This is a genomic window from Pelagovum pacificum, from assembly GCF_016134045.1.
In the GTDB taxonomy this organism is placed as follows: Bacteria; Pseudomonadota; Alphaproteobacteria; order Rhodobacterales; family Rhodobacteraceae; genus Oceanicola; species Oceanicola pacificus_A.
Genome location: NZ_CP065915.1, coordinates 3,595,001 through 3,608,372, shown reverse-complemented (window position 1 = coordinate 3,608,372; position 13,372 = coordinate 3,595,001). Strand labels below are relative to the sequence as shown.

The following is a 13,372-nucleotide window of genomic DNA, read 5'->3' as shown; positions in this document are numbered from 1 at the left end:
GTGAACCGAGGAGGACTGCCGCATGACGGCGAGAGCATTGACGATGGGGGCCGTGCTGGCATTTCTGCCGGTCATGGGGGCGGCGCAGGACCTGCCGGACTGGATGCCGGCCGACACCGGGGACTGGTGCGACGACAGCGTGGCCTTCGACCCCGACGCGGCGATCTCGACCGCGGTGATCGACGAGGTGGGAACCGAGGCGACCTTCTTCGACACGCTGACGCTCACCTGCGCGGGCGACACGGTGCCCATCATGTGCGGGTCCGGCGGGTGCACGCTGTTTGCGGAAGTCGGCGGGGCCGTGACCGAGTGGCAGGCGCAGGGCTGGCAGATGATCGACGTCGCGGGTCGCCCGTTGCTCCTGATCGAGCGGGATGGCGGCTGGTGCGGCGGCGCTGGCTCGCAGGTCTGTTACGAGGCGCTGAACTGGGACGAAGACGCCGGCTGGCTGACGGTGATGCCCCCGGGCTGAGCCTAAAGCTCCTTCAGGAGCCGCTGCTTCTGGCGGTTCCAGTCGCGCTTCGCCTCGGTCGCCCGCTTGTCCTGGGTCTTCTTGCCCTTGGCGGTTGCGATCTTCAGCTTCACCATGCCCCGGTCGTTGAAATACATCACCAGCGGGACGAGCGTCATGCCCTGCCGCTGCGTGGCGTTCCAGAGGCGCGCAATCTCCCGGCGGGACGCGAGCAGCTTGCGGCGGCGGCGTTCCTCATGCGGGAACATCGCCTGATGATAGGGCGCGATATAGGCGTTCGTCAGCCAGAGCTCGGTCTCGGCGACCTCGGCATAGCTGTCGGCGATGTTGGACTGGCCGGTGCGGAGCGACTTCACCTCGGACCCGGTCAGGACGATGCCGACCTCGATATCCTCTTCGATGGCATAGTCGTAGCGGGCACGCCGGTTCTCGGCGATCACCTTGTAGTTCTTGTTTTCCGGTTTCTTGGCCATCCGCTCCAGATAGGTGACGAAGGCGCCTCCGTCCAGAAGCGGGTTGGCGTCGGAGCGCGGCACGATATGGTCGCGGCATGAGCCGACCCCTCCTGACCAACGCCGCAGCGCGGGCGATCTTCCTCGACCGGCACATGCTGGTGGCGCCGCCGTCGGGTCCGGGGCGGGGCGAGGATCTGGCACAGGTGATCCGCGATCTGGGCTTCGTTCAGGTGGACAGCGTCAACACGCTGGCGCGGGCGCATGACATGATCCTGTGGTCGCGGCGCCAGCAATACCGGCCCGCGAACCTCGCGCCGCTTCTCAAGCAGCGACAGGTGTTCGAGCACTGGACCCATGACGCCGCGATCGTGCCGATGGAGTACTTCCCGCACTGGCGGCACAATTTCGACCGCCACCGTGCGCACATGGACCGGAAGTGGGTGAAGTGGCAGGGCGAGGATTACCGCCGTCGCTTCGACGAGGTCTTGCAGAAGGTTGCTGACTACGGGCCGGTGACAGCGGCCGAGGCGCGGGGCGAGGAAAGCCACAAGTCCGGCGGCTGGTGGGAGTGGCACCCGTCGAAATCGGCGCTGGAATATCTGTGGCGTGCGGGGGAGCTGTCGATCACCCGGCGCGAGTCGTTCCGGAAGGTCTACGACCTGACCGAGCGCGTGATCCCGGCAGGCATTCACCAGCTTCGCACGGAGGTCGGCGAGACGGTCGACTGGGTCTTGTCGCAGGCAATGGACCGGCTGGGCTTCGCGACACCGGGGGAGTTGTGGAAGTTCTTCGACATCGCGACGCCGCAGGAAGCGAAGGTCTGGACAACGCGCGGGCTGGCGGACGGGTCGCTGATCGAGGTCGATGTGGAGGGGGCTGACGGCACCCTGCGCCCGTCGCTGGCGCGGCCGGAATTGCTGGACGAGGTTCCCCCGGTGGCGGGGAGCCGGGTGCGCGTCCTGTCCCCCTTCGATCCGGCGCTGCGTGACCGGGCGCGGGCGGAGCGGCTGTTCGGCTTCTTCTACCGGATCGAGATTTTCGTGCCCGCGCCCAAGCGGCAATATGGTTACTACGTCTTCCCGGTCATGGAAGCGACACGCGTGATCGGGCGGCTTGACGCGAAGCGCGAGGGCGATTGCCTTGCCGTCACGGCCTACTGGCCGGAGAAGGGCGGAAAGCTTGGGAAAGGCCGGGAGAATCGCCTCATGGCGGAGCTTGAGCGGGTCGCGCGGATGGGTGGCTGCGGGCATATGCGCTTCGCGCCCGGCTGGCGACGATGAAGGACCTTCATTCTTATCATGCAAAAGCTTGATTTGAGTGAATGCCGCGCCGCGGCTATAAAGTTTCCAATAGGAAACGGCCCGCGCCGGGAGAGTGCGGAGACGATCCCGCCGCCGAAGGAGCAACCGCCCCGGTAAACTCTCAGGCACAAGGGACCGGACGGGCCGCAACACTCCGAAGAGTGGGTCGACAGACCCCGCCGAAGGAGCAAGCCGCAGGACTGCGCGGTGAATCTCTCAGGCTTTGCACGGAGGGGGCATCGGCGGCTGAAGCCGCCTTGAACGGAGCAGATCCGATGGCCCATTACGCAGTTCTCGGAGCCGGCATCACCGGCGTCACCACCGCTTACGCTCTTCAGAAGCGCGGGATCGAGGTCACGGTCTACGACCGGAACCGTTATCCGGCGATGGAGACGTCCTTCGCCAATGGCGGCCAGCTGTCGGCGAGCAACGCCGAAACCTGGAACCAGTGGTCCACGGTGCTGAAGGGCATCAAGTGGATGTTCACGCCCGAAGCGCCGCTGTCGGTGAACCCGCGCCCGACATGGCACAAGGCGAGCTGGATGCTGGAGTTCCTCGGCGCGATTCCGAAGCATCGCAAGAACACGGTCGAGACGGTGAAGATGGCGATCGCCGCCCGCGCCGGCATGGCCGAGATGGCCGACCGTGCCGCCATCGACTTCGACTTCTCCCGCGCCGGCATCCTGCATTTCTACCAGTCCGAAAAAGAGATGCAGCACGCCCGCAAGATGACCGAGCTCTATGCCGAGGGCGGCCTGTCCCGGCGTGAGCTGTCGCCTGAGGAAATCCGCGAGATCGAACCGACGCTGACCGGCGACATGGTCGGCGGTTACTGGACCGAGAGCGACAGCACCGGCGACATCCACCGCTTCACCGTCGGCCTCGCCGACTGGCTCGAGACGCAGGGTGTGACCTTCCGGCTCGGCGGGGAGGTCGACACGGTCGAACAGGAAGACGGCGTCGTGCGGGTCACCGCCGGTGGCGAGGAACAGCGCTTCGACGGTGTCGTAGTCTGTGGCGGTGTCGGCTCCCGCGCCTTCGCGCGGCAGCTTGGCGACCGGATCAACGTCTACCCGGTGAAGGGCTATTCCATCACGGTGAACCTGCGCGACGACGCGAGCCGTGCCGGTGCGCCGAACGTTTCGCTGCTGGACGACAAGGCGAAGATCGTGACCTCGCGCCTTGGTCCCGACCGGTTCCGCGTCGCGGGCACGGCGGAGTTCAACGGCATCAATCGCGACATCCGTGCCGATCGGGTCAAGCCGCTGACCGCCTGGGTCGAACGCTACTTCCCCGAGGTCTCCACCGAAAGCTGTGTGCCGTGGGCCGGTCTGCGTCCGATGATGCCGGACATGATGCCGCGCGTCTGTCCGGGCCGGAAGGCCGGTGTCTATTACAACACCGGTCACGGGCACCTCGGCTGGACCCTGTCCGCCGCGACGGCAGAGGCGATCGGGACACGCATCGCCAGCGATCTGCGGACTTCTCCGGCAAAAAGTCCGTCTTCCGTCTTCAAAACCGCCTGATTCGGGGTAAAGCCTCCGGCAACCGTTACGTGTTGCCGGAGAATGACCTTGGACAGCTTCGAAGACATCCTGCTTCAGTTCGTGGGAAGCAACATCCTGTTGATCGTCTTGGCGGTCTTCCTCGTCATCGCGCTTCTCATGGCGGTGCGGATCGTGCCGCAGTCGGAGAAATTCGTGGTGGAGCGCTTCGGCAAGCTGCACTCCGTCCTGTCGCCGGGCTTCAACGTGATCGTGCCGATCCTCGACCGGGTCGCACACCGGATCTCGATCCTCGAGCGGCAACTGCCCACCATGACTCAGGACGCGATCACCTCCGACAACGTGCTGGTGCAGGTCGATACCTCGGTCTTCTACCGCATCATCGAACCGGAAAAGACGGTCTACCGGATCCGCGACGTGGACGGTGCGATCGCCACCACGGTCGCCGGCATCGTCCGCTCCGAGATCGGCCGCATGGAGCTGGACCAGGTGCAGAGCAACCGGTCCTCCCTGATCGAAGCGACGAAACAGCAGCTCGCCAACCAGGTCGACGACTGGGGGATAGAGGTGACGCGGGCCGAGATCCTAGACGTGAACCTCGATGAGGCGACGCGGGCGGCAATGCTTCAGCAGCTGAACGCGGAACGGGCGCGGCGCGCGCAGGTGACGGAAGCCGAAGGTCTGAAACGGTCGGTCGAGCTGAAGGCGGACGGGGAGCTCTACGCTGCCGAGCAGGCCGCGAAGGCGCGGAAGGTTCAGGCGGAGGCTGAAGCCTACGCCACCTCGGTCGTCGCCGACGCGATCAATGCTCACGGGCTGGAAGCGGCGCAGTATCAGGTCGCGCTGAAACAGGTCGAATCGCTCAACAAGCTGGGGGAGGGCAACGGCAGCCAGACGATCGTCGTCCCCGCCAACGCGCTCGAAGCATTTGGCAATGCGTTCAAAATGCTCGGGGGACGGTCCTCGTGATCTGGGAGAGCTGGTGGGCGTGGGTCGTCGGGGGGCTGGTGCTCGGCATCCTCGAGATGCTGATCCCGGCCTACATCTTCCTCGGATTCGGGGGTGGCGCCGTGGTCACCGGCCTTCTGGTCGCCGTCGGTCTGCTGCGGACCCTGCCGTGGATGCTGGTGGTCTTCGCGCTGCTGTCGATCGCGTCGACCTTCGTTCTGCGCCGGTCGCTCGGGTCGTCGGTCGGCAAGGCCAAGGTCTGGAAAACCGACATCAACGACAACTGATCTTCAGCCGTCGAGATATTCCGCGAGGCTGTCGAGCGAGCCATTGTGCCCGTTCTCCGTGTTCCGGATCATCGACGCACCGACGAACGACGTGACCTGCGCGATGATCTTGATCTGCGTTCCGTCGGGCGTTCCGCTGAGTTCGATCGTCGTCAGGTTGCAGGCCAGAAGGGTGCCGTCGTGGCGGATCACCTCGGTCAGAACGATCAGCGCATCCTGCCGGATCGCATGATAGAAGGTCTCGACGGTCACCTGCGGGTTTTCGGCCGGGCCGCAGCGCACGATCTCGGTGCCGCCTTCGCGGAAATCCTCGGCCTCGACGATGTAGGCCTCGCCATCGCTCGGCGCGCCCCACGTGGCCCGCTCGGTCGGATCGGAATAGGCCGCGAACACCCGGGCGGGGGTCGCAGCGAGGTGACGTTCGGCCGTCACTGTGTCGGTCAGAAGATCGCTCATGATCCGAAGCCTACAGGGTTCACGGCATCTGTCATCGTTTCCCTTTTGCATCGGCACGAAAAAGCCCGGGCACGAGGCCCGGGCGTAAGTTGGTCAGGTGTTTTGGGGACTGGTCGGACAGGCACCGACCATAAAGCCTGACGGGCAGGGTTCCTGTCGGAACAGGAGCGTTCAGAGAACCGAGCGAAGGTCGCCGGAGTCGGACATCCGCATGGCATGCCGCGCAAGACCGGCCCGAACCTTGTCGGGCGTCAGGTCGAGGGGGCCGTTCATCCGGCAGGGGTACCGGAATGTCCGTCCACCGCGCGAAATGTCGACGCGGGCCTCGAAAGCGCCGAGGGCAGCGTTATAGCGGATATCACCAAAGCTCACGTTGTCCATCTTCGTTCCTCCGAACTGGCTGGACGTTGGCGAAAGAGGGGATGTCGCCGCCGTCCGATGCACATATAACGCAGCTTCGGAGAAAAAAGTTTCGTATGTTTCTTAGGGGTTGCGCAATTCAGGCGCAGCAGCCGTCAGAAATTAGCGATTTTGGCTTGTGGAGAGTTCATTTCGGCGACAATCGACCGGGCCGAATCACCGGGATGTGATGACCGCCAGATGGGGCGTCCGACGACGACATGGTCCGCTCCGGCGGCGATCGCCTGTGCCGGTGTCGCGATGCGTTTCTGATCGCCGAGGTCGGCACCGTAAGGCCGCACGCCCGGCGTCACGATGAGCCGGCCCTCGGATTGCGGCAGCGCACGGATGCGGGCCGCCTCCTGCGGAGACGCGATGACGCCGTCGGCCCCGGCCTCGAGCGCGCGGGCGGCGCGCTCTTCCACGATGTCGGACAGGTCGCCCTGCCGGATCATCCCGTTGTCGAGGTCGTCGCGGTCCAGCGAGGTCAGGATCGTCACGGCGAGGATCTTCATCCCCGAGTCGCCCGCCCCTTCCTTCGCCGCGCGGACAACATGCGGGTCGCCGTGCACTGTCAGGAAGTCGAGGTCGAACTGCGCAAGACCGCGCACGGCGTTCTCGACCGTCGCGCCGATGTCGAACAGCTTCATGTCGAGGAAGATGCGCTTGCCGTGCTCGGCCTTCAGCTCGTTGGCGAGGGCGAGGCCGCCACCGGTCAGCATGCCAAGGCCGATCTTATAGAACGACACCGCGTCGCCGATCCGCTCCACCAGTTTCAGCCCCGTCAGCGCGTCGGGCACGTCGAGGGCGACGATCAGGCGGTCATCGGTCATGTCTTGCTCCTCGTCTGCTTGGCTTCGTTTAAGTCAGCGACAGGCGCGGGCCAATGGATTATTTTCGGCCCAGACTCGGAGGAGGACCGCGGATGGCGAGGAAAGTTCTTCTACTGCTCGGCACAGGCAAGGGTGCCTTCATACTGGAAAGCGACGAGGCCCGCCGCGACTGGACGATCCGCGGACCGTTCTGCGATGCGTGGCCGATCAACCATGTGAAGGGCGATCCGGCGACAGGCCGCATCTACGCCGGGGGCGGCAATCCGTGGGTCGGGCTCGATGTCTGGACAACCGGCGATCTGGGACAAACCTGGACCCGCTCGGCCGAGGGGTTCGATCCGCCGGGTGACGAACCGCTCGACTCGCTCTGGTCCCTCGGGGTCGGCAGTGGAAAACTCTATGCCGGAATGAAGCCCGCGACGCTCTACGAGAGTGCCGATGGCGGTGCGACATGGATACATGTCGAGGGACTGACTGCGCATCCGACGCGACCCGACTGGCCGGCGGGCGGGGCAGGGCTGACGCTCCATCATATCGTGACGGACCCGGCCGACGCGGATCGGCTCTGGGTCGGGGTCTCTTCCGCCGGCACCTTCTACAGCGACGACGGCGGCAGGAGCTGGGTCACCCGCAATAGCGGTGTGCGGGTTCTGGACTGGCAAACGGGGGAAGAGAGCTTCCCGGAGTTCGGAAACTGCGTGCACGGCCTGACGCTCGGTCCCGGCGGGCAGCGGATGTACCAGCAGGGGCACAACGGCATGTTCACCAGCGCCGATGGCGGGGCGAGCTGGCAGGTGATCGACAAGGGGCTGCCCTCGACCTTCGGCTTCCCTGTCGCGAGCCACCCGCGTGACGAGGGGACGGCGTGGTTCATCCCGATGAACGGCGACATCAAGGGGCGCTACATGCCGGACGCGAAAGCCGCCGTCTGGCGTACGCGCGATGCCGGAAAAAGCTGGGAGGACCTGCGCGATGGTCTTCCGCAGGAGCATTGCTACGCGACCGTCCTGCGGCAGGCGCTCGCCACCGACGATCTCGACGAGGTCGGAGTCTATTTCGGCACGAACTCCGGCTCGGTCTACGTCAGCACCGACGAGGGGGATCACTGGTCGATCGCGGCGCGGGACCTGCCGATGATCAACTCGGTCGAGACCCTGGTTCTCGAGGCCTGACGCCGCTCTCTCATCTGGCTGAAAATACCTCCGGGGGTCCGGGGGCAGCGCCCCCGGCGGGTCGGCGCGCGAAGCGCGGCGAAAATGCAACACCTGCCTCTTGCAGCCCCGCGACCCGCTCCCCATTTCAGGTGCGAGGTCCGGACAAGGGCGTGCCTGTCGGAGGGCGCCAGACACTCGGACGCTTGCAAGAGGAGACGTCCAGATGAACCTGGAGAAATTCACCGAGCGGTCGCGCGGCATGATTCAGGCCGCCCAGACCATCGCCATGCGCGAAAACCACCAGCGGCTTACGCCCGAACACATCCTTAAGGCGCTGCTCGATGACGAGCAGGGCTTTGCCTCCAACCTGATCGACCGGGCCGGCGGCGCGTCGCAGCGTGTGCGCGAAGCGACCGACCTCGCCATCTCCGCGCTCCCCAAGGTCACCGGCGATGCCGGGCAGATCTACCTCGACTCCGCGACTGGCCGGGTGCTGGACGAGGCGGAGAAGATCGCGAAGAAGGCCGGCGACAGCTTCGTGCCCGCCGAGCGAATTCTGACCGCGCTTGCCGTCGTGAAGTCGAAGGCGAAAGAGGCGCTAGACGCCGGTGCCGTCACCGCGCAGAAGCTGAATGCCGCGATCAATGACATCCGCAAGGGCCGCACCGCCGACAGCGCGAGTGCCGAGGACCAGTACGAGGCGCTGAAGAAATACAGCATCGACCTGACCGAGCGGGCCGAGCAGGGCAAGATCGACCCGATCATCGGCCGCGACGAGGAAATCCGTCGCGCCATGCAGGTCCTGTCGCGCCGCACCAAGAACAACCCCGTCCTGATCGGTGAGCCCGGCGTCGGCAAGACCGCCATCGCCGAAGGCCTTGCGCTGCGAATCGTCGATGGCGACGTGCCCGAAAGCCTCAAGAACAAGCGGCTGCTCGCGCTCGACATGGGCGCGCTGATCGCCGGTGCGAAGTATCGGGGCGAGTTCGAGGAACGTCTGAAAGCGATCCTGAACGAGATTTCCGCCGCCGCTGGCGAGATCGTCCTGTTCATCGACGAGATGCACACGCTGGTCGGGGCCGGGAAGGCCGACGGCGCGATGGATGCCGCGAACCTTATCAAGCCCGCGCTGGCGCGGGGTGAGCTGCACTGCGTCGGCGCCACCACGCTCGACGAGTATCGCAAGCACGTCGAGAAGGACGCCGCGCTCGCCCGCCGGTTCCAGCCGCTGATGGTCAGCGAGCCGACGGTCGAGGACACGGTCTCGATCCTGCGGGGTATCAAGGAGAAGTACGAGCTGCACCACGGGGTCCGCATCGCCGACGCCGCGCTGGTCGCAGCCGCGACGCTGAGCCACCGCTACATCACCGACCGCTTCCTGCCCGACAAGGCGATCGACCTCGTCGACGAGGCTGCCTCGCGTCTTCGGATGGAAGTCGATTCCAAGCCGGAAGAGCTGGACGCACTGGATCGCCAGATCCTGCAGCTTCAGATCGAGGCCGAGGCGCTGAAGAAGGAAGACGACCAGGCATCGAAGGACCGGCTGGAGCGGCTCGAGAAGGAGCTTGCCGACCTTCAGGAGAAGTCTTCTGAGATGACGGCCAAGTGGCAGACCGAGCGCGACAAGCTCGAGTCCGCGCGCGACCTGAAGGAGCAGCTCGACAAGGCGCGGGCCGAGCTCGACATCGCCAAGCGCGAGGGCAACCTCGGCAAGGCGGGTGAGCTGTCCTACGGCATCATCCCGCAGCTCGAGAAACAGCTGGGTGAAGCCGAAGCCGCCGAGGACGAGGGTCCGATGGTCGAGGAAGCCGTGCGGCCCGAACAGATCGCCGAAGTCGTCGAGCGCTGGACCGGAATCCCGACCTCCAAGATGCTGGAGGGCGAGCGCGAGAAGCTGCTGCGCATGGAAGACGGTCTGCACAAGCGGGTCATCGGCCAGAACGCCGCCGTTCAGGCGGTCGCCAACGCGGTGCGTCGTGCCCGCGCCGGGCTGAACGACGAGAACCGGCCGCTCGGCTCGTTCCTGTTCCTCGGCCCGACCGGTGTCGGCAAGACCGAGCTGACCAAAGCCGTCGCCGAGTTCCTGTTCGACGACGACAGCGCGATGGTGCGTATCGACATGTCCGAGTTCATGGAGAAGCACTCCGTCGCTCGGCTGATCGGTGCCCCTCCGGGCTACGTCGGCTATGACGAGGGCGGCGTCCTGACAGAGGCCGTGCGGCGGCGCCCCTACCAGGTGCTGCTGTTCGACGAGGTCGAGAAGGCGCACCCGGATGTCTTCAACGTGCTGCTTCAGGTTCTGGATGACGGTGTGCTTACCGACGGGCAGGGCCGCACGGTCGACTTCAAGCAGACGCTGATCGTGCTGACCTCGAACCTCGGCAGCCAGGCGCTGTCGCGGTTGCCGGACGGGGCCGATCCCGCGCAGGCGCGTCGGGACGTGATGGACGCGGTGCGGGCCCACTTCCGGCCCGAGTTCCTGAACCGGCTGGATGAGACGGTCATCTTCGACCGGCTGACCCGGCAGGACATGGACGGCATCGTCGACATCCAGCTCGCCCGGCTGAAGAAGCGGCTGGTCGGTCGCAAGATCGAGCTCGTGCTCAACGACGAGGCCAAGACCTGGCTCGCCGACGAGGGCTATGATCCGGTCTTCGGGGCACGTCCGCTGAAGCGGGTGATCCAGCGGTCGCTGCAGGATCCGCTTGCCGAGATGCTGCTTGCCGGGGACATCCACGACGGCGAGACGATCACCGTTTCGGCGGGGTCGGATGGCCTGATCGTGGGCGATCGGGTGGGCAGTTCAAACCGGCCCCGGCCGGACGACGCGGTCGTGCACTGAACAGCCCACATTATATTATGTGTCGGTAACGGCAGAGGGCCCGCCACTGGCGAGCCCTCATCTTACGGAAAGGCCCGCCGATCGGCGGGCCTTTCTGCATCCAGCTGGATCACTCCATCGGCGGCATGAGCACGGAGTCGATGACGTGGATCACGCCGTTCGAAGCCACGATGTCGGGTGTCGTCACGGTCGCGTCGTTGACCATGACGGAGTCGCCGAGGGAGATCGTCACGTCGTCGCCCTGTACGGTGGCGGCGGTCATGCCGTCCTCGAGGTCGGTCGACATCACTTCACCCGGCACGACGTGATAGGTGAGGATTGCAGTCAGTTCTTCTTCGCTGAGGCCTTCGAGCGTACCCTCTGGCAGCGCGGCGAATGCCTCGTCGGTCGGGGCGAACACGGTGAACGGGCCTTCGCCTTTCAGCGTCTCGACGAGACCGGCGGTCTCCAGCGCGCCGGCGAGGGTGGTAAAGTCGCCCGCATCAACGGCGGTGTCGACGATATCCATGTCCTGTGCGAACGCCGGCAGCGCGAAAGCGGTGGCGGCGGCAGTGGCGAGAATGGTCGTCCGAAGCATTGTCATTCCTCCTGAGTTTCGATGCCGGCGTTTGCGCCAGCACTGATCAGGGTTACGGGGGGCTTGTGACGATCGGATCAGCGCGGTTTTTGCCGGATCGGCCCTTGCCGCAGGGGGAACCGCGCCTAAGCTTCGGCCGCCGAAATTTTCAACTCATATTCAGTTCAACCACCGCGTGCGTTTCGTGAAGTGATCCGGCCCGAAATCCGGTGATCTGGCGCCGCTTGATTGCAGCAGCGTCCCGCCATCGTGAAAATTGCAACCTCGGTTCCGGGTTAGGGTCCCCTACTTAAGGGAAGTCGCAACAAGGAGGATGTACCGTGGCGCATCGTTGGAAGAACAAGCTCGGCCCCGCCGACGTGACACCGAAGTCCGCGTGGCTCAGCCGGCGGTCGCTGATCGCCGGAGCTGGACTGACGGGCGCGGGCCTCGCCGGGGCCGGCGTGCTGGGTATGGGTATGCCCGGTCGAGCCGAGGCGCAGGACAATGAAGAGCTAGTGCCCAACAGCTTCGAGGACCTGACGAGCTACAACAACTATTATGAGTTCGGGACCGGCAAGCGCGACCCGGCGGACAATGCCGCCGCGCTCGATACGTCGGACTGGACGATCACGGTCGACGGGCTCGTCGATAATCCGGGACAATATACTGTGTCGGAGCTTCTGGATGGCCTGACCCCTGAGGAACGCATTTACCGGTTCCGCTGCGTGGAAGCCTGGTCGGCAGTCGTTCCCTGGAATGGAGTAGAGCTTGCCGACGTTCTCGCACCGCTCGGGATCCAGGACGGCGCCCGGTACGTCGCCTTTGAGACGGTGGTCCAGCCGGAAAACATGATCGGCGTGCGCCGGCAGGTCATCCCCTTTCCTTATGTAGAGGGCCTGCGGCTGGACGAGGCGATGCATCCGCTGACACTTCTCGCGACCGGTCTCTATGGAGAGCCGATGCCGAACCAGAACGGTGCGCCGATCCGGCTGGTCGTTCCGTGGAAGTACGGGTTCAAGTCGATCAAATCGATCGTGCGCATCTCGCTGGTCGAAGAAGAGCCGCCCGCGACTTGGAACGTCATCAATGCGCGGGAGTACGGGTTCTATAGCAATGTGAATCCCAACGTGAGCCATCCGCGCTGGAGCCAGGCCGAAGAGCGCGAGATCGGCGGCGGCCTGTTCGCCGCCAAGAAACCGACACTCATGTTCAACGGCTACGAGGACGAGGTGGCCTCTCTCTATGATGGCATGGACCTGCAGGAGTTCTTCTGATGGTCCAGACGATCAACGGCTGGCTGCGGAAAGTCCCGGCGTCGTGGCCTCTCTATATAGGGGTGTCTTTCTGGGCCGGGTGGGTCTTCTACCGCGGGGCCACCGGCGCGCTCGGTCCCAACCCGGTCGAGGCGCTGGAGCATGAATACGGCCAGCTCGCGATCAAGCTGCTGATCCTCGGTCTCGCGGTGACACCTCTGAGGAAGTGGACGGGCATCACGCTTCTGCGGTTTCGCCGCGCGATCGGGGTGAGCGCCTTCTTCCTGGTGCTGGCGCACTTCACCGTCTGGGCGGTCCTCGATGTCCAGCGGCTCGCCGGGGTTTGGGCCGATATCGTCAAACGCCCCTACATTACCATTGGAATGGCAGCACTTCTTCTGCTCATCCCGCTAGGGGTGACTTCCAACAACTGGAGCATCCGGAAACTCGGCCGTCGCTGGCGGGTGCTTCACCGGCTGGTCTACCCGGCCGCGATTCTCGCCGCACTTCACTACGTCTGGCTGGTGAAGGGATTCGAGCTCGAGCCGTACATCTATATGGCGGTGATCCTCGTGCTGCTGGCGGCACGCGTCGACTGGAGCCGCCGGCTCGCACCGATTTTCGGCACGAGTCGCGCTTGATCCGGTGAACCGGCGGGAGTGACCCGCCGATTCACCCGAGGCGGGGAACTATTTTCATCACCGAAGGCCGATTCATGGGGGTGCCTGGCGAGAATCCTGCTGTCGATTCCGAGTCGTTGCCCCCGATTCAGCCCGAGTCCCGGGGGCGTTTGGGGATAAGCCTGTGCAGAACCCAACATGTGCCATGGGCCGAGTTTTCATTTCGCTAATAAAATTACCTCGTGACGCGGGGTCGGCGGGGGATTGTTGCTGTAAGCCGCTGAAAAT

14 protein-coding genes and 2 riboswitches are annotated in these 13,372 nt (G+C 65.0%); of the genes, 9 read left to right on the top strand and 5 right to left on the bottom strand.

The window, feature by feature from the left end:
* The first annotated feature begins 22 nt into the window (after nt 1-22).
* Entirely contained in the window at nt 23-472 is a 450-nt protein-coding gene (locus tag I8N54_RS17745; RefSeq protein WP_140195435.1) for a hypothetical protein, read from the top strand.
* Between the two features lie 2 nt (nt 473-474).
* On the opposite strand, the gene smpB is transcribed toward I8N54_RS17745, so the two are convergent.
* Entirely contained in the window at nt 475-945 is a 471-nt protein-coding gene (smpB, locus tag I8N54_RS17740) for an SsrA-binding protein SmpB (RefSeq protein ID WP_140195762.1), read from the bottom strand.
* 77 nt (nt 946-1,022) lie between these two features.
* On the opposite strand from smpB, the gene I8N54_RS17735 reads away from it, so the two are divergent.
* The 4 genes from I8N54_RS17735 to I8N54_RS17720 all read left to right on the top strand — a co-directional run bounded on the left by I8N54_RS17735 (nt 1,023) and on the right by I8N54_RS17720 (nt 4,968).
* A complete protein-coding gene (locus I8N54_RS17735) occupies nt 1,023-2,207 on the top strand; it encodes a winged helix-turn-helix domain-containing protein (RefSeq protein WP_140195437.1) in 1,185 nt (394 codons plus the stop codon).
* A gap of 86 nt (nt 2,208-2,293) precedes the next feature.
* Nucleotides 2,294-2,367, top strand: a riboswitch (glycine riboswitch).
* Nucleotides 2,368-2,372: 5 nt separating this feature from the next.
* Nucleotides 2,373-2,469: riboswitch (glycine riboswitch) on the top strand.
* Nucleotides 2,470-2,503: 34 nt separating this feature from the next.
* Nucleotides 2,504-3,754 carry a D-amino acid dehydrogenase gene (locus I8N54_RS17730; RefSeq protein ID WP_140195439.1) on the top strand — a complete coding sequence of 417 codons (1,251 nt, stop codon included), beginning with the start codon at nt 2,504-2,506 and terminating at the stop codon, nt 3,752-3,754.
* Nucleotides 3,755-3,802: 48 nt separating this feature from the next.
* Entirely contained in the window at nt 3,803-4,702 is a 900-nt protein-coding gene (locus I8N54_RS17725; protein WP_408635319.1) for an SPFH domain-containing protein, read from the top strand.
* The gene (locus I8N54_RS17720; protein ID WP_140195443.1) at nt 4,699-4,968 is read left to right on the top strand and encodes an NfeD family protein; all 270 of its coding nucleotides are present in this window, start codon (nt 4,699-4,701) and stop codon (nt 4,966-4,968) included. The genes I8N54_RS17725 and I8N54_RS17720 overlap by 4 nt, the downstream gene beginning before the upstream one ends.
* 3 nt (nt 4,969-4,971) lie before the next feature.
* Here the strand turns inward: I8N54_RS17720 and I8N54_RS17715 are convergent, their stop codons facing one another.
* The 3 genes from I8N54_RS17715 to pyrF all read right to left on the bottom strand — a co-directional run bounded on the left by I8N54_RS17715 (nt 4,972) and on the right by pyrF (nt 6,656).
* Nucleotides 4,972-5,424 carry an SRPBCC domain-containing protein gene (locus I8N54_RS17715; protein ID WP_197097586.1) on the bottom strand — a complete coding sequence of 151 codons (453 nt, stop codon included), beginning with the start codon at nt 5,422-5,424 and terminating at the stop codon, nt 4,972-4,974.
* A gap of 171 nt (nt 5,425-5,595) precedes the next feature.
* Nucleotides 5,596-5,805, bottom strand: coding sequence for an orotidine 5'-phosphate decarboxylase (locus I8N54_RS17710; RefSeq protein WP_140195447.1), 210 nt, complete (start codon nt 5,803-5,805; stop codon nt 5,596-5,598).
* A gap of 134 nt (nt 5,806-5,939) precedes the next feature.
* Nucleotides 5,940-6,656, bottom strand: a complete 717-nt coding sequence (gene pyrF, locus I8N54_RS17705; RefSeq protein ID WP_140195449.1) for an orotidine-5'-phosphate decarboxylase — start codon at nt 6,654-6,656, stop codon at nt 5,940-5,942.
* Nucleotides 6,657-6,748: 92 nt separating this feature from the next.
* Between pyrF and I8N54_RS17700 the strand changes: the two genes are divergently transcribed.
* Both I8N54_RS17700 and clpB read left to right on the top strand, forming a co-directional pair.
* Nucleotides 6,749-7,828, top strand: a complete 1,080-nt coding sequence (locus I8N54_RS17700) for a WD40/YVTN/BNR-like repeat-containing protein (RefSeq protein ID WP_140195451.1) — start codon at nt 6,749-6,751, stop codon at nt 7,826-7,828.
* 205 nt (nt 7,829-8,033) lie between these two features.
* On the top strand, nt 8,034-10,652 hold the full coding sequence (gene clpB / locus I8N54_RS17695; protein ID WP_140195453.1) for an ATP-dependent chaperone ClpB: 2,619 nt from the start codon (nt 8,034-8,036) through the stop codon (nt 10,650-10,652).
* Between the two features lie 109 nt (nt 10,653-10,761).
* On the opposite strand, the gene I8N54_RS17690 is transcribed toward clpB, so the two are convergent.
* Complete coding sequence (locus tag I8N54_RS17690; RefSeq protein WP_140195455.1) at nt 10,762-11,229, bottom strand: fasciclin domain-containing protein; 468 nt, start codon at nt 11,227-11,229, stop codon at nt 10,762-10,764.
* A 320-nt stretch (nt 11,230-11,549) separates the two neighbouring features.
* Between I8N54_RS17690 and msrP the strand changes: the two genes are divergently transcribed.
* Nucleotides 11,550-12,485: a protein-methionine-sulfoxide reductase catalytic subunit MsrP gene (msrP, locus tag I8N54_RS17685; RefSeq protein WP_140195457.1), complete on the top strand. Its 936-nt coding sequence runs from the start codon at nt 11,550-11,552 to the stop codon at nt 12,483-12,485.
* Nucleotides 12,485-13,105, top strand: coding sequence for a protein-methionine-sulfoxide reductase heme-binding subunit MsrQ (gene msrQ / locus I8N54_RS17680; RefSeq protein WP_140195459.1), 621 nt, complete (start codon nt 12,485-12,487; stop codon nt 13,103-13,105). The genes msrP and msrQ overlap by 1 nt, the downstream gene beginning before the upstream one ends.
* Nucleotides 13,106-13,372: the final 267 nt, after the last annotated feature.